This is a genomic window from Gemmatimonadota bacterium, assembly GCA_041390105.1.
In the GTDB taxonomy this organism is placed as follows: Bacteria; Gemmatimonadota; Gemmatimonadetes; order Longimicrobiales; family Gaopeijiaceae; genus JAGQIF01.
Genome location: JAWKQO010000002.1, coordinates 525,544 through 546,445, shown reverse-complemented (window position 1 = coordinate 546,445; position 20,902 = coordinate 525,544). Strand labels below are relative to the sequence as shown.

Genomic DNA, 20,902 nt, shown 5'->3' with positions numbered 1-20,902 from the left:
GCGATGGCGCGACACCCCCACACCACCGCCCAGGCGGGAGCTCCGAGGCCGAAACGACGAAGGGCCGCCCCGCAACGCGGGACGGCCCTCGAGGTCACGTGGACCGTGGTTCCTCAGACTACGGAGACGTTCTCCGCTGCGGGGCCCTTGGTTCCGGCCACCACGTCGAACTCCACCGTCGCTCCCTCAGCCAGGGTCTTGAACCCCGATCCCTGGATGGCGGTGTGATGGACGAAGCAATCCTTGCTCCCGTCCTCGGGCGTGATGAAACCAAAGCCCTTTTCGTCGTTGAACCACTTCACTTTGCCTCTGGTACGCATGATCGCGCTCCTGGTTTTGTCCGAGTCGGAGCCACGATGACGCGTACTTGCCGACTGCTTGACGTGCGCGGCAGACCCGCGCTGTATGTGACCACCCATGGTCACAATATGACCGGGGCAGCGATCTCCTCGAACGAGACCGCCGCCCCTTCAGAGAGTCGGTCCCTCGCGGAACCGTGGCAGGAGTCTCGCGGAAGCCCCCGCCAGCGTCAATAGCCCCCGGTCCCGGAGGGAGCCGCGAGGCCCGGGGGTCGCCCGGTAGCCCTCCCAGCCCTTCGGCTTGTCCGACTGCCCCGCGCCCCGCATCCTGTGGCCCAGGATGGGACTGATGCGGGACCTCAAGGACGGACTGCGCCACCTGGCGCATCGCCCGGGCTTCACGCTACTCGCGGTCGGCACGCTGGCCCTGGGTCTCGCGGCGAGCTCGGCGGTCTTCACCTATGTGAACGCCTACCAGCAGCCCTTCCCGGGGGCCGATGCCGGCGGACTGTACCAGATCTACCAGCACTCGCCCGCGACCCCGTACGACGCGCTGTCCTATCCGGACTTCGAGGACCTGGTCGCCAGCGCAGGCGCCCCGGTCGAGCTCGCCGGGGTAGGTCAGAGCCTGTTCGCCGCCAGCGCCCGCCACGAGTCACTCACCGAGGTGGTGTTCGGCCAGGCGGTGACCGGCGCGTTCTTCCCGGTGGCCCGCGTGGACATGGCACTCGGCCGCGCCCTCACGCCCGGAGACGACCGGGCGGACGCGCCAGCGGCGGTCGTGATTTCGCACGAGTACTGGCGGCGGCGCTACGCATCTTCCAGCGACGTGCTGGGAAGCACGCTTCTGCTCAACAACGATCCCTACACGATCGTGGGGGTGACCGGCCCGGAGTTCCTCGGCACCAGCTCCGCGTTCCGGCCCGAGATCTGGCTCCCGTTCGAGTCGTACATGCGCGTGTATTGGGCGCGCTCCGACACGCGGAACGACCGCAGTGCCCGGGTCATGCTGCCGTTCCTCCGCCTCGCCGACCGCTCCCAGCTCGGTCCCACATCGGAGGCTCTCTCCACGCTGGCCGACGGCCTGGACCGGGCCGCACCCCTACCCGAACGCACCCGGACGTTCACCCTGCAGCCCGCCACCTGGATCAGCCCCGCCACGCGGGAGGCGGAAGCCGCGACCACGCGCGTGCTGAAGCTCGCCGCCGCCGCGTTGTTGCTGTTGGCCTGCGCCAACGTCTCCAACATCGTGCTGGCGGCGGGTGCGCGCCGGCGCTGGGAGCTGTCCCTGCGCAGTGCGCTGGGGGCCTCGCGCTGGAGGCTGGTTCGCCAGCTGCTGGTGGAGAGCGTCCTGCTCTCGCTGCTGGCAGGAGGCGCCGCCCTGCTCTTCGCGGGCCCGGCCGGGGCGCGGCTGGGCTCCTACTTCGCTCGCCCGAGCGTGTGGGGCTCCAACGTGTCGCGCACCATCGAGCCCGACCTCCGCGTCCTGGCGTTCGGTGTGCTGATCGCGGTCGTCGCCGGGCTGGTGACCGGGCTGCTTCCAGCCCTGCGGGTGGCGCACCGGGATCCCGCCGCGGCCTTGGCCACCGGTCCCGAAGGGGAGCAGAGTTCGGGACGGCGCAGATGGCTGGTGTCCTCGGGGGACGTTCTCATCGCCGTGCAGGTGGCGCTTTCGGTGGTGCTGCTTCTGGTCGCCGCTCTGGTGGTGCGCACGTTCGACGTCGCTGGGCGCGTGGACGCCGGCTTCGCGGTGGAGCACACCCTGGCCAGCTACGTGAGCACCAGCAGCATGGGCGTGCCGGTCGAGGAACGGCACCGCTTCTTCCAGCAGCTCATCGAGCGCTTCCAGGAACAGCCGTGGGTCGAGGCCGCCACGGTGGCACAGAGCGCGCCGCTCTCCGACCATCCGTCCGAGGACCTGCGGCTTCCCGGTCTGTCCACCCCGGTGCGCACGACCGTGGCCCGCGTATGGCCCGGATACTTCGAGACACTGGAGATGGAGATCGTGCGCGGGCGCTCCTTGCTGGCCACCGATACGGCGGTGGCCGCAGGGGTGGTGATCGTGAACGAGGCCCTGGCTGCACGCATGGCGCCCGGGGGTGACGTGCTCGGGGAGAAGCTCTGGTGGCCGGGCGCGGACGGAGAGCCGGATCGCGGATACGATGTGGTGGGTGTGGTCCGCAATGCGCGCATCACGCGACTGCTCGAGGACCCGGAGCCCACGGCCTTCTTCTCCTTGCCGCAGCACTACTCCGCGCCCGGCAACGCCTTCCTGGTCCGGGTCGCCGGGCCACCCGGCGAAGCCGCGGACCGCCTCGAAGGGGAGTTGCGGCGCGTCGACCCCCGGATCGCGATCGTCAACATCCTCCCGTACGGTGAGGTGGTGCGCGGCTTCCTCTACACCCAACGCATGAACGCCGAGCTCTTCGGCATCACCGCCGCGCTGGGACTGTTGCTGGCCGCGGCCGGGATCTTCGCCGTGGTGGCTCTAGCCGTGACGCGCCGGCGGCGCGAGATCGGCATCCGCATGGCCGTCGGTGCCGATCGAGGCTCGATCGCCCGTCTGGTGATCGTTACGCTGGCCCGGCCGCTGGGCCTGGGCGTGCTGCTGGGGGGCGGACTCGCCCTGCTGGCCGTTCGCGGCATCGCCGATCTCCTGTGGGGCGTCGCACCCGGCGATCCACTCGCGCTCACGGCCGCGGCGGGTGTGCTGCTCATCGCGGTGGCGCTGGCGGTGGCGCTCCCACTGTTCAGAGCCCTCAGCGTGGACCCGGTGCGCACGCTGCGCGCCGAGTAGCGTTCCCTACCAGTCGGCCAGCCGCGGTTGCGCGTTCCTGCGTCTACGCTGTGGCAGAACAACGCGTGCTCCGCGCGCATCACGCAGGACCACGTCGACGTTCATCGACGGCGGGGCGAGGCGACGGATCACGTCCGCGGACGGCCACGGCAGCGGCGTACCCGCCACCTGCCGCAGGGTAAGACGAACCACCGCGTCCGACGGATACGCGGCCAGGGCCTGCCGCACCATGCGTTCGAGGTGACTGCGGGACGGTGAAGCGCCGTCCGGCTCGAGCTCGCAACGGACCAGCGGGCGCGCCGGCAGAGGCAGGAAGCGCCAGTCACGAAGTACCCCTCCCGCTCCCCCCGCGGCCAGCGTGAGCAGAAGGAAGCCCTTGGTCTCTCCGGCCTCCGCGACGGAGGTCCTCTCCACCGAACCAGGATAGAGGACCGGCGCCGGGAGCCGCCGAGCGGACAGGTCCTGCGTCAGCACCTGATGACGGTGGATGTGCCCCGACAACACGGCGGCGACGCCGGAGGGTAGGTCGCGTGCCCGCACCACGGCGGCGGCCCCCCGGAACGTGTAGTCGGACGGACCGACCCGTGCGCCTTCGACGCAGTGGTGCATGCAGAGCACTCGGATGTCGGCCTGCGCGGAGTCGATCCCGGTCGCCGCCAAGCGGTCAGCGAACGAGTGTCGCACTCCCCTGCGCTCGTAGGGGAAGCCCGCCAGAGCCACCCGGGTGCCGCGCACATCGATGACGTAGGTCCGGGCGCGATCGAAGACCCGAACCTGGCGATGCGCCGCGGCCCGGCCGTGAGGCATGCGTGAGCGCTCGTGGTTGCCGGGCACCACGAACACCGGGATGCCCTTGTCCGCCACCCGCTCGAAGGGCGCGAACGCCTGGTGCGCGAGGGAGCGAGCGACCCGCGAGCGGTGGAAGACGTCCCCCCCGTGAACCACCGCATCCACCTTGAGTCGCACCGCGGCCTCCAGCGCCCGCTCGTGGTTGGCCTGGAAATCGTAGCCACGCCGGCGGCGTTTCACGCGGGGCCGCGCTGGGAGATCGAAGCCCAGGTGCGAGTCCGCGAAGAAGAGGATGCGCACGGGGTCGTGCCGGTCGACGGTCTCAGAAATGGCCAAACGGACAGTGCGTTCAGGAACGAGGAGCGTTTATTTTCGGTGTTTGTTCGGCATCATACGGATGCGGCAGGATCGTGTCCAGAGGGGGGAAGGCGCCTACATTCGCAGCCTCGCGAGCGGGGGTGCCCCACCGTACAGACCGGAGACCAGCGGGGGATGGAAGATCAGCTTCGCGAAGCCGTCCGTAGCCTCTGCAGCCGCTACCCTGACCGCTACTGGGGGGAGCTGGACCGGACGCGTTCCTACCCGGAGGCGTTCGTCCGGGAGCTCACCGAGGCCGGATACCTCTCCTGTCTGATCCCCGAGCACTTCGGCGGGGGCGGGCTGGGGATGCGCGAGGCCAGCTTGATCCTGGAGGAGATCAACCGCTCCGGAGGCAACGCGGCCGCCTGCCACGCGCAGATGTACACGATGGGCACCGTGCTGCGGCACGGCTCCGAGGCGCAGAAGGAGCGCTACCTGCCCGGCATCGCCCGCGGCGAGCTGCGCCTGCAGGCCTTCGCGGTCACCGAGCCGGACGCCGGATCGGACACGACTAGCATCCGGACCTTCGCGCGGCGCGAAGGCGATCGCTACGTGGTGCGCGGCAAGAAGATCTTCATCTCCCGCGTGCAGCACTCGGACTTGATGGTGTTGCTGGCCCGCACGAGCAGACCGGAGGACGTTCAGAAGAAGACCCAGGGTCTGTCGGTGTTCCTGATCGACCTGCGGGAGGTGGGTGAGGGGCTCCGCGTGCAGCCCGTAGACACCATGATCAACCACGAGACCAACGAGGTCTTCTTCGACGACCTGGAGATCCCAGCCTCCAGCCTCGTGGGCGAGGAGGGGAAGGGCTTTTCCTACATCCTCAGCGGAATGAACGCGGAGCGCATCCTGTTGGCGTCGGAGTCCGTGGGCGATGCGCTCTACTTCACCGATCGCGCCACCCGCTACGCCTCCGAACGAGAGGTGTTCGGTCGGCCCATCGGACAGAACCAGGGCGTGCAGTTTCCGATCGCCGCCGCGTACGTGCGCACGCGCGCCGCGGCGGCGCTGCGTGACCAGGCCGCCGCCTTGTACGACGCCGGGCTCCCGTGCGGGGCCGAGGCCAACATGTGCAAGCTGGTGGCGTCGGAGGCGGCCTGGGACGCCGCCAATGCGGCCATGGACGCGTTCGGCGGGTACGGGCTGGCCGAGGAATACGGCATCGAGCGCAAGTTCCGAGAGGCGCGCCTCTATCTGGTGGCCCCGATCTCCAACAACCTCGTGCTCAGCTACGTGGGTCAGCACGTGCTCGGCATGCCCCGATCGTTCTGAACCGGAGTCACGCGTGCCCCTCGCTCATCCCCGCCTGCGACCACGGCGTACCATCCTCTTCGTCCCGGGCGACCGGCCGGATCGTTTCGAGAAGGCCTGCGCCTCGGGCGCCGATGCCGTCTGCATCGATCTGGAAGACGCCGTGGCCGCGTCGGCGAAGGCCCGGGCGCGCGCGGCCGCCCTCGAGTTCATCGGATCGGTGTGCGTGCCCGGCAGCGTCGACTCGGGCCCGGAGCTGATCCTCCGCATCAATGCCTTCGGAAGCGAAGCGGGCGCGTTGGACCTGGCGGCGCTGGAGGAGAGCTGCGCCGCGCCCCATGCGCTCATGCTGCCCAAGGTGCAGGGCCCCGACGACGTGAACGCAGTCGCGCTGCACCTGGAGACGCACTCGGCCACCGGTGCTGCGCTTCTTCCCCTGATCGAGAGCGCAGCCGGGCTCCACCAGGTCGAGGCGGTGGCCTGTGCGAGCGTGCGCGTGGCTGCGCTGCCGATGGGAGGGTTGGACCTGGCGGCGGACCTGGGCGCGGTCCCCGAGTGGGACAGCCTGCTCTACGCCCGTTCACGGATCGTGCATGCCGCAGCTCTGGCCGGCATCGCGGCGCTGGACGTCCCCTTCACCCATGTCGAAGACCTGGAGGGCCTCGAACGAGAGGCGTCGCGCGTGCGGCGGCTGGGCTTCCAGGGGAAGATGGCCATCCACCCCGGTCATGTGCCCATCCTGCACGACGTGTTCACCCCCGCCCCGAGCGAGGTCGAGCGGGCCCGACAGTTGGTCGAGGCTGCGGACGCCGCAGCGGCGGGGCAGGAAGGCGTGTTCGTGGTCGAGGGCAAGATGATCGACGCGCCGGTGGTTCGGGCGGCCCGCGCGACGCTGGCGCGGGCGCGGTCCATGGATGCGCGCGCGCGGAAGGACGCATGAGCGGCGAGACGTTGACCGACTGGATCGGCCGCACGCGCTCCAGCACCGATCTGCTCGCGCCCTTCCCTGCGCGCGCCATGTGCGCGCTGCTGGACCGCGATCCCGCTGCGCTGGACACCGGCGCCGCTCTGCCGGACGGCTGGCACTGGCTGTACTTCCACGAGCCGGCCCCCTCCTCGGCACTGGGGGCGGACGGTCACGAGCGTCGGGGTGACTTCCTCCCCCCCGTGCCCCTGCCCCGCCGTATGTGGGCCGGCGGGCGGCTCCAGTTCGGACCGCCGCTCCGGTTGGGTCAGATGGCCTGGCGCCGTTCCACCATCCAGACGGTAGAGGAGAAGATCGGGCGCTCCGGGCCCCTGGTCTTCGTGACGGTCGGGCACGAGGTCAGTGTCGCTGAGGGCCCCTCGGTGCGCGAGGAGCAGGATCTCGTCTACCGCGACCCGGTGCCGGGCGAGGTGCCCCCGCGCGCGCCCGCGGGTGGAGCAGCGCCGCCTGCCGACGCGCGCTCCATCGGATCCTTCGCCACCGATCCGGTCGCGTTGTTCCGGTTCTCGGCGCTCACCTTCAACGGGCATCGGATCCACTACGACCAGCCCTACGCCACCGGCGTGGAGGGCTACCCCGGTCTCGTGGTGCACGGGCCTCTCCTGGCGCTGCTGCTCCTGGACGGCGCCCGGCGGGTCGCGCGTCAGACATCGGCCACCGCCACGGTCACGCGCTTCTCGTATCGCGCGCTTTCTCCCGTCTTCTGCGGTGAGCGGGTGCTCCTGCACGCACGAGAGATGGACGGAGACTCCCACACCCTCGAGCTGTGGGCGGGCACCGACCGGAGCAGCGCTATGGCGGCCACGGCAGAGTTCGCACTCGCACCGCCGCAGCGGACGTGGCTCACATGAGCGCACTCGCACCACCGCAGCGGACGTGGCTCACATGAGCGCGCTCGACTCCGCTACGCTCACACGAGAGCTCACGCGCCTCGTTCGCACAGCACCGGTGGCACCCGACGATCTCCGTAGCGCAGAGCGCTACGTGCGCGATTGGGTCGGCTCTTTGGTGGCCGGCCACGCCACACCCGCGGGCCGCGCCCTGCTCGCCTACGCAGACGGCCAGCAGGATCTGGAGTCGAGGATTTTCCTGGCGGCGGCGCTCTCGCACATCACGGAAACCGACGACCTGCACAGGGCGTCCGTGACGCATCCGGCCTGCGTTGTGATTCCTGCCGCGCTGGTGCTCGGGCACTCCCTGGGCGCGAGTGGCGCCGCCGTGCTCCGCGCCGTGCTCTCCGGGTACGAGGCGATGCTGCGGGTAGGCGAGGCGCTGGGGCCCGCTCACTACCGTCTGTTCCACAATACCGCCACCGCCGGTGTGTTCGGTTCAGCGGCCGCGGCAGCCAGTCTGCTCGACCTGGACGAGGACCAGTGGGTGTGGGCACTGGGGAATGCCGGGACGCAGGCCGCAGGGCTGTGGCAGTTCAAGCACGACGCCAGCATGTCCAAACACCTGCATGCCGGACACGCGGCCCAGGCGGGTGTGCGGGCGGCGCTGCTGGCCCAGCGTGGCTTCACCGGACCCAGCGCCATCTTGGAAGGAGAGCAGGGCTTCTTCCGCGCACTCTGTCCGGACGCCCGTCCCGAAGCGGTGTTGGAGCGAGCCTACGGGTGGAAGCTCGCCGAGACCTCCCTCAAGCCCTATCCCTGCTGTCGGCACACGCACCCCGCCATCGACGCCGCCCTGGAGATCCAGCATGCCCGCGCTGAGGCCGGGCTGGACGTCTCGGCGGTACGCGCCCTCCGGGTGCAGACCTACTCGGCTGCCCGGCAGGTCACCGATGACCCGGATCCGCAGGTGCCGTACGCTGCCAAGTTCAGCATCCAGTTCTGCGTCGCCACCGCGTTGCTGCGCGGCCGGCCCGAGCTGGCGTCCTTCGAATCACCCCGGCTGGAGGATGCAGCAGTGCGGGCACTGCTCCGCCGCACCGAGGTGTCCGTGGTTCCCGACCTCGAAGCCGCCTACCCTGCCCGCTGGGGCGCCGCGGTGGAGGTGGACTGGCGGGAGGGGGGGACCTCGCACGCCCGCTGTGAGGCTGCCCGCGGCGATCCGGAAGCTCCTCTGGACGATCGGTCTCTGGACGAGAAGGTCCGCGCGCTGCTCCGCTACGGCGGCCTGGAAGACGACGCGGCAGAAGCGCTGCTCCATGCGTCCCGCGCCCTGGCTCAGGGAGGAGACGTGTTTCCTCTGCCCCTCTCCCCGAGCAACTCGCCCAACGGCACCACCCGGTAGCCGCGCGACAGCAGGTCCGGGAGGATGGACCGCAGCGCGTCCGCCGTCCGGGGACCCCGCTCCGCCCCGTCATGCAGCACGATGATGGCGCCCGGGCTGGCCAGGTTGGACACGTACCAGCTGGAGAGCCAGGGGGCGGAGACCTGGGCGTCGAAGGGATAGACCGAGCCCAGCACCGTGGTGTATCCGAGGCGCCCGGCCTCCTCCACCATGCGGTCGTCGTACCAGCCGGACCCCGGCCGGAACCAGTGACTGCCGCCGAAGCCTTCGAGCAGGCGATCCATCTGCAGGAGCTGGCTGTGGAAGGCCTCCGGCGAAAGATCGATGGAGGGCTCGTCCACCATCATGTGGTTCCCCAGCTCATGCCCGTCCCGCACCAGCCGACGCGCCAGGTCGAGATGCGCGCGCAGGTGCTCTCCGATCAGGAAGAAGGTGGCGCGCACGCCGTATTCGTCGAGGACCTCCAGGATCTCGGAGGTCGCCTCCGAGGGGCCGTCGTCGATCGTCAGCGCCACCACAGGCTGGGAGGTCTCAGCGTAGAAGACCACCTCCGGCGTGTCATGACGGGCCCACTCGACCACCAGGGTGGGAATGGCGGTCACCGCGGATCCAATCAGGCTGAGGCCCAGCACGATGGGGACGAGAAGCTCCATGGCCTCGTGCGTACACGCGTGGGGGGTGCCGGATCCCGGCGCCCCCCACCCGCCCCTTCGACTAGAACTTCCAGCTGACGCCCTAGAACTTCCAGTTGACCAGGGGGAGCACGCCGAACGCGTCTTTGGACGAGATCACGTTCAGCAAGCCGATCTGCACGCCGTACAGGTTGTCCGCCACGTTGATGAGCCCCAGCTGGAACCCGCTCACGTTGCGGGCCCGGTTGACGAAGCCCACCTGCATGGCTTCACCCTCGGCGATCTCGGTGTACACGCCGGTCTGCAGCCCGGTGTAGCGACCGCGGGTGATGCTCACGCCGTTGTTCTGCCACCCGACGAAATCCCCATCCACGATTCCGACCAGCGCATACTGCAGCCCCTTGGAGATCCCGCCGGTGTTGCGCGCCACCAACCCCACGTCCAGTCCCTTCACGGACACGTTTCGTCCATAGAGCAAGCTGAAGCGGAAGACCTGGATGGCGTCCGTCTCGGAACGCGCTTGGATCGGGCTGTACAATGCAAACTCGAAGGGCTTCTCTTGCGCCAGCGATGCGACCGGCGCGCCGGCCAGCAACGCCAGCGCCAGGAGCCCGCTCATGAGCCTTCCCATCATCACCTCCCAGATTCCACCCGGGGCGCCGGAACGGCGCCCGGCTCTGGGGAATACGTCCCGGGCGCTGGTGTTGTGCCAGTCAGGATGAGGATGCGGCGGTCCTGGCGCGCGGGCTCCCGGCGGCGAGGGCTCGCGTTCGGGTTGGTTTGGGCATAGCCTAGACCCGATCGCCGTCCTCAGACCGTCCGGAGCGCGCCCATGCCTCGCTGCCCTGCCCCGCTGTCCTCGCTGGTCGTCTTGGCCGCCCCGCTGCTCTTCACGCCGCCCATGGCCGCCCAGCAACCGGCCCAAGAGGCCGACGAGGGCATTCAGACGCTGGTGGCACGCCTGGACCTGGAGCAGTACAAGGCTACGCTCAAGGGCCTGACCCAATTCGGAGACCGCCGTCAGGGAACGCAGCGCAATCGCGACGCCGTCGACTGGATCGAGGCGCAGCTGAAGGCATTCGGCTGCACCAACACCGAGCGCATCACCTACGAGTACACCTCGCCACCTCCGCGTGGCGGCGGCGGGCCCCCTGCAGGCCGCCGTGCCCCCGAAGTCGAGGATCTCACCACGCCCACGGGGGGTCGGGTGGGACGGCGCGGGTCGGGCCCCGGAGGCAGCATGATCTTCGGGCACCGCGGACCCACGGGCGTCAACCGGGATCCGATGGCGCAGCCGGATGAGCGCATCCGCGCGCTCGACGCCGAAGAGCCGGTCGACGGGGAGCGGCAACAGGTCTATTGCACCAAGGTGGGGACCACCCATCCGGACGAGATGTACATCGTGGGCGGACACATGGACGGCCACGGCGTGAACGAAGCCGTCAACGACGACGGGTCCGGCACCGCGTTGGTCATGGAGCTGGCGCGCATCTTCAGCGCACCCGACGTCCAGACCGAGCGTTCCATCCGCTTCGTGCTCTGGAACAACGAGGAGACGGGCCTCAACGGTGCGCGCGCCTACGTGGAGCAGCGTCAGGCGCTCCAGGGCATCGAGCAGCCCCGGGGCTCTGGGCAGTATCCAGAGCCACGCTGGCTCGGCATGGTCCAGCACGACATGATGCTCTGGGATCACGGCGCACCCCGACCCGACGGGACGGTGAGCCGGGATCAGCGTCCGGAGGCAGACGTCAACATCGAGTTCCAGTCGAACTCGGAACGGGCGAGCGACTCCATGGGGCTGGCGTTCTTCTTCAAGTCGGCCAATGAACGCTACGCCACGGATTATCCGGCCACGGTGGGTCCACATATGACCAACACCGATTCCACTCCCTTCATGGACATCGTCCCCTCGATCAGCCTGAGGGAGAACGAGCGGGGCGCGCAGGTGGGCGCGGGATGGGATCCGAACTGGCACCAACCGACCGACGTCTTCATCACCTACTCGGATGACGACTTCCGCTTGGGGCTCAACGCGGCCCAGACCACGTTGGCGGCGATCGCGGAGCTGACGGGGACGACCCTGAGGCGCTGAACCCGCGCCTGAGTGGTCGCCGTAGTCGGGCCCCTCAATACCCTCAGTGTCCCCCAGGTCCCCGGAGTTGCGTCTATGCCTCCGGAGCGAGCGCCTGTGCGCTTCCCTGCCGCCCTGGGAGACCCAACATGGACACCCCTTCACCTGCTCATCGCCACCGTCGTGGCCGCGCCACCGGTCGCGCGTGGCTGCTTCCGCTCCTCCTGCTTGGCGCCTGCTCTCCGGACGACCTGCTCACCGCGCCGGACGCCGCGCGGGAGGACGGACCGGTGGCGCTCGCGGCAGCCGCCTTGCCGACCGACCCCGCCTACCTCGCCCCCATCGATCTCGGGGTGCTGCCTGGATTCCACCAGTCCGAGGCCACCGCCGTCAGCGACTGGGGCGTGGTGTTGGTCGTGAACTCGCGGGTGGACGTCACGTTCCATGAATCGGCCTATTCGGTCGGCGGAGGCCCCCAGATCTCCATCGGACATCTCCCGGGAGCCTCCACCGGGACCTACGCCCTCGACATCAATGGGGCGGGCGTGATCGTAGGCGTCTCCGCGGATCGCGCCTTCCGCAAGGTCCCGGGCCAGGCCATCGAAGCACTCTCCGGCGTAGGCACGCCGTCCCGCGCTGCCGCCATCAACGCCACCGGGGTGATCGCGGGCTACACTCGCTTCGGCTCCGTCGAAGTGCCGTGGCGCTGGACCCCGGGATCAGGAGTCCAGTGGATGGGCGTCCCGTCCGGGGCGACGTCCTTGAACGTCACGGACATCAACGACGCGGGTGTGGTTCTCGGAAACGCTGGCACACGCACGTACCTGTGGAACGCAGCGGGCACGCCGTCGCTGTTGGGAACGCAGTCCGGTCTCACCAAGACCATCGGCTGGGCGCTGAGTAGCTCGCGGGTGGCGGTGGGCTATGGTCTGCGTCCAGACGGGACCAAGGAGGCGCTGGTGTGGTCCCCTCGACTGGGAACGCCCATCGGGTTGGGGCTGGGCTACACGGCCTCTGCGCACGACGTGAACGCGTCCGGCCGCATCGCCGGTGCTCGCTGGGACGGACCGCGGTCCAGGGTCGGTCTGCGGGCCTGGACTCGCTTGGGTGGCACCACGCTCGACCTGCCCGCACCCGGTCCGGCCGGTGACCAGTGGACCGCCTCTGCGCTGAACTCGTGCGGCTGGATCGCAGGGGGGCACTATCCCATGGGTGGCGATCCCCTGCAGGGTCAGGGAAGCCATGCCGTGCTCTGGAAGCGCCCTGCCTGTGGTTGACCGGGGCCCGCGAATCGTGCCAATAGAGGAGACGAGCGCGCGCGCTACAGCCCCAACAACCGAGCCGCGTTCCCCCCGAGGATCTTGGCGCGATCCCCGTCGCTCAAGTCCACGGCTGCCAAGCTCGACTTCATCTTCGCCAGGCTCCCGATCTGGTGGGGGTAGTCGCTGCCCGCCAGGATCCGGTCCACGCCGGCGAAGCGGATGGTGAACGCCAGTGCGTCGGGGTTGAAGTTGACCGTGTCGTAGTAGCAGCGGGACAACTGTTCGCTGGGCGGGGTGCGGATGTGCTCCCGACACTCCGGGTAGGCCTCGAATCCGCGATCGAAGCGCTCCGCCATGTAGGGCACGGCCCCACCCAGGTGCGCCAGTACCCAGCGGATGCCCTGGAACCGCTCCATGGTCCCCGAATAGACCAGCGACGCCGCCGCCAGCGTCGTGTCCATGAGGAAGCCGACCATGGGCATCAACATGTACTCGGTCATCGCCTCCACACCCACGGGATAGGTGGGGTGGATGTAGAGCACGGCGTCTCGCTCGGCGGCCTTCTCATAGAGCGGCCAGAAACGTCGGTCGCTCAACGCCACTCCGCTGGCGTTGCTGTAGAGCATGGCGCCCTTCAATCCCAGCTCGTCCATGACGCGCAGCAGCTCGGCCGTGGCGGCCTGAGGGTCCTGCATGGGAAGGGTGGCCAACGTGGCGTAGCGGTCAGGATAGGTCGCGACCACCTTGGCCAGAGCGTCGTTGACGATGCGGCACAGCTCCACTGCACGCTCGGGTGTCTCCATCGCGGTCCCGGGCGCAGTGAACGTGATCACCTGGCGGTCCACCCCCGCGTCATCCAGCACCGTGGTGCGGAAGGCCGCGTCCCGGTGCCCCGGCACCACGATGTTGTAGTCACCCGGCGAGTGCAGGACGGGGTTCCCGTCCGCATCCTCGGTGATGCGGTAGCGGCTGGAGCCCCGACGCAACTCCTCGAGGTACTCGGGCGGATAGTAGTGGTTGTGGAAGTCGATGATCATGACGTCGCGTCCTGGCGAGTGGAGCGGGCCCAGAGAGCATAGACAGGAACGCCGAGAAGCACGAGACCCAAGCCCGTCAGGCTTTGGGCCGGCTCGGAGACGATCTGGTTGACCACGATCGCGAAGGCACACAACGCGAAGATCAGAGGCACCCAGGGATAGCCCCAGATGGAGTAACCGCGCGCCAGATCCGGTCGGCGGCGCAGCCGCATCAGCCCCAGGGCCATGAGCCCGAAGAAGATCCACTCCGTGTAGACCACGCGGGTGAACAGCGTGCGGTAGGTGCCGGTGAGGACGAGCGCCACCGAGATCACGGCTTGCAAGGCGATCGCGCGATGGGGTGTCTGCCGGCGCGGATGGACCGCGGCCAGTCCCCGGAACAGCAATCCGTCCCGCGCCATGGCCAGGTACACTCGGGGTCCCGCCAGCACGATGCCGCTCAGCGCCCCGAACGTGGAGAACATCACCAGAGCGGACATGGCCCTTGCACCGCCCGTCCCCAGGACCGCATCCGCCGCGTCCGCCGCCACGCGTGTCGATGACGCGACCGCTTCCAGGGGCAGCACATACAGGTAGGCCGCATTCAGCAGCACGTAGCACAGGGTCACGATCAGCGTTCCTGCCACCAAGGCCCGCGGGATGGTGCGCTCCGGCTCCACGGTCTCTTCAGAACTGTAGGTGACCATGTGCCACCCGCCGAATGCGAACAGGCCCGCCGCGATGGCCAACAGGAAATCGGTGGGACCCGCCTGCAACATCACCTCCGATGATCCCCCTGCCGGTGTACCAAGCAGGAAGGCAGCCAGCACCATGATGGCGATGGCCAGGAGCTTGCCCGCGGTGAACAGCGTCTGCACCATCGTTCCCTGACGCACGCCGACGACGTTGACCGCAGACAAGAGGACGATCACACCGGCTGCAATCCCGCGCGTGCCGCGGTCACCCACGGGAATGAAAACCGCGGCATAGCGCGCGAAGACCGTGGCGATCGCCGCCAGAATGCCGGAATGCATCACCCAAAGCATGGCCCAGCCCCACAGGAAGCCCAGCAGCGGAGAGTAGGCCTCGCGCAGGTAGACGTAGACGCCGCCCGACTGCGTGAACGTCGAGGCCAGCTCGGCGCATACCAAGGCACCCAGCAGCGTGAGCAGCCCGGCCAGGATCCACACGGCCGCGACACCGGTGGCCGAGGGGATGCGGCCCGTGATCTCGGACGGTTGAACGAAGATGGACGCACCGATGATGGTGCCCACCACCATGGCGGTAGCCTGCGGCAGTCGGATCGCCCGACGAAGCTCCGCCACAGGAGCAGCGGCCGCCCTGCTGGCGGGGGTACCTGGCACGGGGGCTCCTGTTCGAGGTCCGCAGTCCGGAAGCCGAGCAAGGTACTCGGGGGGCGCCCGTCTCGCTGCGGCTGGTCCGAGCCGCGCGCCCGTTGTACCCTGCCAAAGGCCGTATCGCGAGATCCCACAGGGGAAAGGGAGCCCGGGTGCCAAAACGAGGAACGGCCGGGAAAGCATGGACCAACGCGGGGCTACTGGCCATCAGCCTCGCGATCTCCCTGCTGGCAGCCGAGGTCGTGGTGGCCCATGTGGCTCCCCAGGAGCTGACCGGGACCTTCCGGATCCGTGACGCTCAGGGCCTCACACTGCATCAACCGAATCGCCGCATCAGGTTGCCCTCCGGTGTCACGTACAGGTTCGACGCACGGGGTCTGCGCATCCCCCCCACTGGCATGCGCAGTACTGCGGCGTCCGGCAGCGTCCGCCTTCTCGTGCTTGGCGACTCCTACACGTTTGGCTGGCGGTTGGATGAACCCGACACCTACGTGGCCCGGCTACGCAGTTCCATCGAGCACGCCTTCCCGGACAAGGGCATCGAGCTGCTGAACGGGGCACACTCCGGATGGGGGGCGGCGGACTACGTCGACTTCGTGGAGCGCTACGCCGAGTCGCTCGACATCGACGGAGTCCTGGTGTACCTCAACGCCTTCGATGTGGATCGGTCCTTCGACGGCAACCGTTACCAGTGGACTCCGGAAGCGGGACTGCGACGGAGGCCACCACCCCCTCGCTCCCAGGGCTTCCGCGAAGTCGCCCGCTCGATCCCCGGATACAACTTCCTGCTGGAGCACTCCCACCTGGCCCAGGCGACCCGGCGGCTCCTCCTGCAGCGTCCCGAGCGGGCCGCGCCCATGATCGATCCGCACCCCCGGGGCACCGAGGCGCACGTCCAGCTCGCCGAGGCCCTCTTTCAGCGTCTACAGGAGCTCTGCCGGGAACGACGTCTTCCCCTGCTCGTGCTGAGCACCGGGTTCCTGGACGCGGACCTCAGCCGCATGGAGCCCACCACGGCCGCGGCGCGGACCTTCTACGCGGACGCGCCGCGATTCTTCGCAGAGCTCGGCATCCCCTACCACGACATCGGACCCGAGTTGAAGGCGAGCGTGGGCGGCAACCTGGATGCGCTGCTGTTCCCCGATGATCCCCATCCCAATGCACTCGGTGCAGCGCGCATCGCGGACGCGAGTTGGCCCTGGGTGCGCGACTGGATCGCGGCGATGGTCGCTGGCGGCTCCAACCTGGCGGGGCCCTGACCACGGCCTGGCCCTCCAGAAAAACCCGGGGGCCGACCCGGATCGGATCGGCCCCCCCTTCCAACGTGGGACGGTGGCCGCTGTCCCCTAGCTGATCAGCCTGCGGATCAAGATGGGATCCAGTCCCTCCTGTTGCAGGAGCTCGTTCAGGCGACTGATGTCCTGGTCGATGATCAGCTGCAGGCGCACCATCTCTGCCTGCAGCAACCCGTCCAGTCGCTCGAAGACCTGACGCGACTGCTCGGTGGGCGGGAAATCCCCCTGGGAGACCCCACCCAACAACGCCGCGAGCTTGTTGTTGATCTTGATCGGGAAGTTGAGCGGATCCTGCCGGCTCTCGTTCTTGACCTGGTAGATCTCCTGCTCGACGTCGTTCAGCTTCCCGCGCACGTCGTCCGCGGTCTCGTGGATCTGCGCGTTCTGGGTGCGACCGGTCCGGTCGTCGATCTGTCCCTCGATCTCACGGATGTCGATGACGGCATTGTTGGCCTGGGTCACCTTGTCCCTGACCTCGAGCGCGAGATCGAGCTGGGCCTGCAGCTGCGCGATGGTGACGGGCTCGTTGCGCGGATCGAGACGAATCTCGAAGGGCTGCTCCAGCACCTGCCCGGCCGCGGTGAGCCGCACGGTATAGGTACCCGGCAGGACCACCGGGCCCTGATTGGCTCCGCTCCAGAAGATCATTCCCTCGAAGTCCACGAACCCTGGGTAGCGCAGGTCCCACATGAACGTCCGCGCTCCGGCCTTTCCCGTGGGTTGCGGCCGCCCGCCTCCGCCGAAGCGCCGCCGGCCACCGCCGGGCCGGGACGGCTCCACACTGGCGTCACCGGAGTAGGTCTCGAGGACGGCCCCGTTCTCGTCCAGGAAGTCCAGGCGGATGTCGGCGTCCTCCGCCAGGTAGTACCGGATCTGCACACCGGGGTCGACCCCTCGGTAGGTGGGGACCGGCGGGTAGAGGTACACATCCGCTTGCGCCACGGTGGGGCCCATCTCGCGCAGCGGAGTGATGTCGCGCATCACCCAGGCCGACCGCCCGTGGGTGGCGATCACCAGATCGTTGTCCTTCACCTGGATGTCGGAGACCTGCACGTTGGGGAGGTTCTGGCTGAGGGGCTGCCAGTGGCCCCCATCGTCCCAGCTCACGTAGACGGTGCGCTCCGAGGCCGCGTACAGCAGACCCGGCCGCTTGGGGTCCTCCCGCACCGAGCGCACGAAGTCATCGTCCGGGATGCCTGCTACGATCTTGGTCCAGGTCGCTCCGTAGTCCTCGGTCCTCCACACGTAGGGATGACGGTCGTTTTCCACCAGGTAGCGGATTCCCGCCACGTAGGCCTTCCCAGGCGTGTTGGGCGACGCCTCGATCGTGTTGATGCGGAGCAGGTAGGGCGCATCCGGAGGCGTCACGTTCCTCCAGTCGGGGCTCGCGGCCGTGGCGTTGCGGGTCACGTGCACCAAACCGTCGTCCGAGCCGGCCCAGATCACGTCGGCGCTGTGATAGGAGGGCGCCAGCGCGAACACGGTGGCATAGACCTCGACACCGGTCTGGTCCTTGGTGATGGGTCCGCCGGACTCGATCATGGTGGAATCGACGGCCCGCGTCAGGTCGGGGCTGATGCGCCGGAAGCTCTGCCCCTCGTTCGTGGTCTTCCACACGTGCTGCGAAGTGGTGTACAGCACGTTGGAGTCCAAGGGGCTGAACACGATGGGGAACGTCCACTGCACGCGCTCGACCAGCGAAGCCGATGACTGCCCCATCGGATTCTCGGGCCACACGTTGATGGCTCGCTGCTGACCGTTCTGCTGGTTCTTGCGCGTGAGCGTCCCCGAGTGGGACCCCGCATAGAGGATCCAGGGCTTGTCGGGGTTCACGGCGATGTAGCCGGACTCACCCCCGCCCGCGTCGTACAGGAACGTCTGCGGCATGTCGCCGCCGTACAGGTGATCCCACCCGCGACTGGGCACGCACGCGGTCGAGTTGTCCTGCTGCGCTCCGCAGATGTGGTAGGGGAAGTGATTCGTGGTGGTGATCCGATAGAACTGCGCGGTGGGGAAGTCCTGCTCCGTCCACGTCTCCCCGCCGTTCCAACTGACGTTGGCGCCTCCGTCGTTGGATTCGATCATCCGGTTCGGATCGTTGGGCGCGATCCAGAGGTCGTGGTTGTCGCCGTGTGGGACCTGCATGGACTCGAGCGTCTTGCCGCCATCGCGCGAGCGGTAGATCCCCACGTTCAGCGCGTACATCACGTCCCGGTCCTGCGGATCGGCATAGACCCGCGTGTAATAGAACGCCCGCTGCCGCAGATCCCGACTGGTGTTGATCAGCTCCCAGGTGCGTCCCGCATCGTCGGAACGGAACAGGCCGCCCTCGGCGGCCTCGACCTGGGCCCAGATGCGGTTGGGATCCGCGGGACTCACCGCAAGGCCGATCTTCCCGATCGTCCCTGCAGGCAGGCCCGGATTGCGGGTCAACTCCTGCCAGGTCTCGCCACCGTCGGTGGACTTGAACAGGCCCGAGCCGGGCCCGCCGGAACTCATTCCCCAGGAGCGGCGCCAGGCCTCCCAGAGCGCCGCGTACATCACGTCTGGGTTGCGCGGATCCAGGGCCAGATCTTGCGCGCCGGTGTTGGCATCCCGGTAGAGCACCTTCCTCCACGACCGACCCCCGTCGGTGGTCTTGTAGACTCCACGCTCCTCGCTGGGCATGGAGTGCAGGCCCCAGGCCCCGACCCAGGCGATGTCGCAGTTGTCCGGATGGATGCGGATGCGCGAGATGGCCTGGCTCTCCGCCAGCCCCAGGTGCCTCCAGGTCTTGCCCGCGTCGTCGGAGCGGTAGACGCCGTCCCCTTGCTGGATGTTGCCGCGGATCTCGGACTCGCCCATTCCGATGTAGACGATGTCCGGGTCGGCCGCGCAGACCTGAACGGCGCCCACCGATGCGCTGCCCAGCTGACCATCGGTCACCGGGTTCCAGGTGGTCCCGGCGTCGGTGGTCTTCCACAGACCTCCGCCGCTGGCGCCGAAGTAGTATTCGAGGGGTCTTGCTTCGGAGCCCGCCACGGCGGTGGACCGTCCGCCTCGGGAGGGCCCCACGTTCTCCCATTCGAGGTTTTCGTAGAGCTCGGCAGGATAGGTCTGCGCTGCGGTGTCGGCGGCCAGCAGCATCGTGGCCAGGAGAGCCAGAAGGCTCGGGGCCGAAAGACCCGGAAGGCGGTTCATCGGGTTACCTCGGTCGGGATCCACTCCCAGCGCGAGCCAGCCTCACGCCGGAACAGGGGTTTCCAAGGGCTCCATCCCTGGAGTCCATCCACCGACCTTGGTCGGGCCGACCGCGTGTGGCAAGAAGGGAAATCCCCGCGACCGCGGGAGGGGCAAGGGCCCCGGGACGCGGCCGGCACCGTGCAAACCCGCGCTCAGGACGGCAGCAGTCCGCTGAAGGTCACGCCCAGGTAGTAGGGCCAGACCAGCAGAGCCAGAACGGCCTTCCAGAAGCCCAGCTTCAAGAATCCCAGCGTGAACAGCCACGCGCCGAACCACAGGGTCCCGGCGATGCTGTGCTGCTCGATCTTGATCTTCTCCATCGTCATGATCGGTCCGGTGTGAAGACGTCGGTTTCGGGAAGGGCCCGATGCACGGGCCCGGATCAACCCGCCGCCACCGGCTCGCTCTCGGCCGCGGCCCCGTTCAATCGCTTCGCGATCCACTGTTCCAGGGTCAGGGTCGGCGCGCCCAGCAGGCGATTGGCCTCCGCAGGGTCCCCCGGCTCCCCGGCCTTGTCGAAGTACGCCATCAGCTCCGTGGCATACTTGAGGCCCGCGTTCCGGGTAAGCAGCGCCATGATGCGCGCGAGCCCGATGGGCAGAACCGAGACCGACTCGATCTCGGGATACAGCGCAGCACAGACGCGTTCCAGGGCCACGCGCATGGGAATGGCCTCCGGCCCGTGGACGTAGAGACGCTTGTTGGCGGCCTCGTCGCTCCGATAGGCGCGGGAGACCATCCGAGCGAGATCCTCGGCTGCGAAGAAGTGGTAGGGCGTTGGTTGCTTCCCGATCAGGGTAGCGCGCCCGCCTCGAACGAAACGCAGCAGCGTCTCGAAGGGCCAGGTGGGGCAGAAGATGGTGAAGGGCGCGCCGCACGCGCCCACTGCCTTCTCGGCCATGAGCTTCTGCGCGACCATCGGGAACCAGCCATTCTCCTCGCACACTGTGCTTCCGGAGATGTATCCGACCCGTTGGAGCCCAGTTGCGAGCGCCAGGTCCGCCACGTTCTCGGCGCTGACCTGATCGACGGCTCCGCCGATGCTGATGTGCGCACCCCAGCACCCCAGCAGCGACCGTTCCAGAGCCTTCAGGTCGGTGATATCCGCCGCGACGATCTCGAACGCATCGCCGAAGAGGCGTCGAGCTCTCTCCGGGTCTCTGGCCAGCACGCGGACCGTGAATCCGTCCTCGTGCAGCCTTCGGGCAACAGGCTCCCCCAGGAGTCCGGTGCCACCGGCGACCAGGATTCTCCTCTTCATGATTCCCACCCTGTCGAACCAGCGTCGGGGGGCGCTGTGTGAAGCTCGACACGGGCGGGGTTGCGGCGC

The 20,902-nt window shown here is 68.6% G+C and carries 17 protein-coding genes; 8 read left to right on the top strand and 9 right to left on the bottom strand.

Annotation, left to right across the window (positions count from 1 at the left end; translation table 11 throughout):
• Nucleotides 1-113: 113 nt before the first annotated feature.
• On the bottom strand, nt 114-320 hold the full coding sequence (locus tag R3E10_11690) for a cold-shock protein (protein ID MEZ4416398.1): 207 nt from the start codon (nt 318-320) through the stop codon (nt 114-116).
• 328 nt (nt 321-648) lie between these two features.
• Here R3E10_11690 and R3E10_11685 point away from each other — a divergent pair, with 328 nt between their 5' ends.
• Nucleotides 649-3,096 (top strand): ADOP family duplicated permease, encoded by a 2,448-nt coding sequence (locus tag R3E10_11685; GenBank protein MEZ4416397.1) that lies wholly within the window; start codon nt 649-651, stop codon nt 3,094-3,096.
• Nucleotides 3,097-3,102: 6 nt separating this feature from the next.
• Here the strand turns inward: R3E10_11685 and R3E10_11680 are convergent, their stop codons facing one another.
• Nucleotides 3,103-4,185 (bottom strand): metallophosphoesterase, encoded by a 1,083-nt coding sequence (locus R3E10_11680; GenBank protein ID MEZ4416396.1) that lies wholly within the window; start codon nt 4,183-4,185, stop codon nt 3,103-3,105.
• Between the two features lie 192 nt (nt 4,186-4,377).
• Here R3E10_11680 and R3E10_11675 point away from each other — a divergent pair, with 192 nt between their 5' ends.
• The 4 genes from R3E10_11675 to R3E10_11660 are packed head-to-tail and all read left to right on the top strand — an operon-like array spanning nt 4,378 to nt 8,716.
• On the top strand, nt 4,378-5,517 hold the full coding sequence (locus R3E10_11675; protein ID MEZ4416395.1) for an acyl-CoA dehydrogenase family protein: 1,140 nt from the start codon (nt 4,378-4,380) through the stop codon (nt 5,515-5,517).
• Between the two features lie 13 nt (nt 5,518-5,530).
• Nucleotides 5,531-6,436 (top strand): CoA ester lyase, encoded by a 906-nt coding sequence (locus tag R3E10_11670; GenBank protein ID MEZ4416394.1) that lies wholly within the window; start codon nt 5,531-5,533, stop codon nt 6,434-6,436.
• Complete coding sequence (locus R3E10_11665; protein MEZ4416393.1) at nt 6,433-7,332, top strand: MaoC family dehydratase N-terminal domain-containing protein; 900 nt, start codon at nt 6,433-6,435, stop codon at nt 7,330-7,332. Before R3E10_11670 ends, R3E10_11665 begins: the two co-directional genes overlap by 4 nt.
• A gap of 34 nt (nt 7,333-7,366) precedes the next feature.
• Nucleotides 7,367-8,716: an MmgE/PrpD family protein gene (locus R3E10_11660; protein ID MEZ4416392.1), complete on the top strand. Its 1,350-nt coding sequence runs from the start codon at nt 7,367-7,369 to the stop codon at nt 8,714-8,716.
• Here R3E10_11660 and R3E10_11655 read toward each other — a convergent pair.
• Nucleotides 8,650-9,369, bottom strand: a complete 720-nt coding sequence (locus tag R3E10_11655) for a chitin deacetylase family protein (protein MEZ4416391.1) — start codon at nt 9,367-9,369, stop codon at nt 8,650-8,652. The genes R3E10_11660 and R3E10_11655 overlap by 67 nt on opposite strands.
• 82 nt (nt 9,370-9,451) lie before the next feature.
• Nucleotides 9,452-9,967, bottom strand: coding sequence for a hypothetical protein (locus R3E10_11650; GenBank protein ID MEZ4416390.1), 516 nt, complete (start codon nt 9,965-9,967; stop codon nt 9,452-9,454).
• Nucleotides 9,968-10,180: 213 nt separating this feature from the next.
• On the opposite strand from R3E10_11650, the gene R3E10_11645 reads away from it, so the two are divergent.
• A complete protein-coding gene (locus R3E10_11645) occupies nt 10,181-11,440 on the top strand; it encodes a M20/M25/M40 family metallo-hydrolase (GenBank protein ID MEZ4416389.1) in 1,260 nt (419 codons plus the stop codon).
• Nucleotides 11,441-11,568: 128 nt separating this feature from the next.
• On the top strand, nt 11,569-12,696 hold the full coding sequence (locus R3E10_11640) for a hypothetical protein (protein ID MEZ4416388.1): 1,128 nt from the start codon (nt 11,569-11,571) through the stop codon (nt 12,694-12,696).
• Nucleotides 12,697-12,740: 44 nt separating this feature from the next.
• Here the strand turns inward: R3E10_11640 and R3E10_11635 are convergent, their stop codons facing one another.
• The gene (locus R3E10_11635) at nt 12,741-13,718 is read right to left on the bottom strand and encodes an amidohydrolase family protein (protein ID MEZ4416387.1); all 978 of its coding nucleotides are present in this window, start codon (nt 13,716-13,718) and stop codon (nt 12,741-12,743) included.
• Nucleotides 13,715-15,061, bottom strand: coding sequence for an amino acid permease (locus R3E10_11630; GenBank protein ID MEZ4416386.1), 1,347 nt, complete (start codon nt 15,059-15,061; stop codon nt 13,715-13,717). Before R3E10_11630 ends, R3E10_11635 begins: the two co-directional genes overlap by 4 nt.
• Nucleotides 15,062-15,207: 146 nt before the next feature.
• Here R3E10_11630 and R3E10_11625 point away from each other — a divergent pair, with 146 nt between their 5' ends.
• Complete coding sequence (locus R3E10_11625) at nt 15,208-16,314, top strand: hypothetical protein (protein MEZ4416385.1); 1,107 nt, start codon at nt 15,208-15,210, stop codon at nt 16,312-16,314.
• Between the two features lie 87 nt (nt 16,315-16,401).
• On the opposite strand, the gene R3E10_11620 is transcribed toward R3E10_11625, so the two are convergent.
• The 3 genes from R3E10_11620 to R3E10_11610 form a co-directional block, all read right to left on the bottom strand.
• Nucleotides 16,402-19,530 (bottom strand): glycosyl hydrolase, encoded by a 3,129-nt coding sequence (locus R3E10_11620; GenBank protein ID MEZ4416384.1) that lies wholly within the window; start codon nt 19,528-19,530, stop codon nt 16,402-16,404.
• Nucleotides 19,531-19,724: 194 nt separating this feature from the next.
• On the bottom strand, nt 19,725-19,898 hold the full coding sequence (locus R3E10_11615) for a hypothetical protein (GenBank protein ID MEZ4416383.1): 174 nt from the start codon (nt 19,896-19,898) through the stop codon (nt 19,725-19,727).
• A 56-nt stretch (nt 19,899-19,954) separates the two neighbouring features.
• Entirely contained in the window at nt 19,955-20,833 is an 879-nt protein-coding gene (locus R3E10_11610) for an NAD(P)H-binding protein (protein MEZ4416382.1), read from the bottom strand.
• Nucleotides 20,834-20,902: the final 69 nt, after the last annotated feature.

Coding starts and splice junctions, on each gene's coding strand:
- R3E10_11690 (MEZ4416398.1), bottom strand. CDS start 320: ATGCGTACCAGAGGCAAAGTGAAGTGGTTCAACGACGAAAAGGGCTTT.
- R3E10_11685 (MEZ4416397.1), top strand. CDS start 649: ATGCGGGACCTCAAGGACGGACTGCGCCACCTGGCGCATCGCCCGGGC.
- R3E10_11675 (MEZ4416395.1), top strand. CDS start 4,378: ATGGAAGATCAGCTTCGCGAAGCCGTCCGTAGCCTCTGCAGCCGCTAC.
- R3E10_11665 (MEZ4416393.1), top strand. CDS start 6,433: ATGAGCGGCGAGACGTTGACCGACTGGATCGGCCGCACGCGCTCCAGC.
- R3E10_11660 (MEZ4416392.1), top strand. CDS start 7,367: ATGAGCGCGCTCGACTCCGCTACGCTCACACGAGAGCTCACGCGCCTC.
- R3E10_11655 (MEZ4416391.1), bottom strand. CDS start 9,369: ATGGAGCTTCTCGTCCCCATCGTGCTGGGCCTCAGCCTGATTGGATCC.
- R3E10_11650 (MEZ4416390.1), bottom strand. CDS start 9,967: ATGAGCGGGCTCCTGGCGCTGGCGTTGCTGGCCGGCGCGCCGGTCGCA.
- R3E10_11645 (MEZ4416389.1), top strand. CDS start 10,181: ATGCCTCGCTGCCCTGCCCCGCTGTCCTCGCTGGTCGTCTTGGCCGCC.
- R3E10_11640 (MEZ4416388.1), top strand. CDS start 11,569: ATGGACACCCCTTCACCTGCTCATCGCCACCGTCGTGGCCGCGCCACC.
- R3E10_11635 (MEZ4416387.1), bottom strand. CDS start 13,718: ATGATCATCGACTTCCACAACCACTACTATCCGCCCGAGTACCTCGAG.
- R3E10_11620 (MEZ4416384.1), bottom strand. CDS start 19,530: ATGAACCGCCTTCCGGGTCTTTCGGCCCCGAGCCTTCTGGCTCTCCTG.
- R3E10_11615 (MEZ4416383.1), bottom strand. CDS start 19,898: ATGACGATGGAGAAGATCAAGATCGAGCAGCACAGCATCGCCGGGACC.
- R3E10_11610 (MEZ4416382.1), bottom strand. CDS start 20,833: ATGAAGAGGAGAATCCTGGTCGCCGGTGGCACCGGACTCCTGGGGGAG.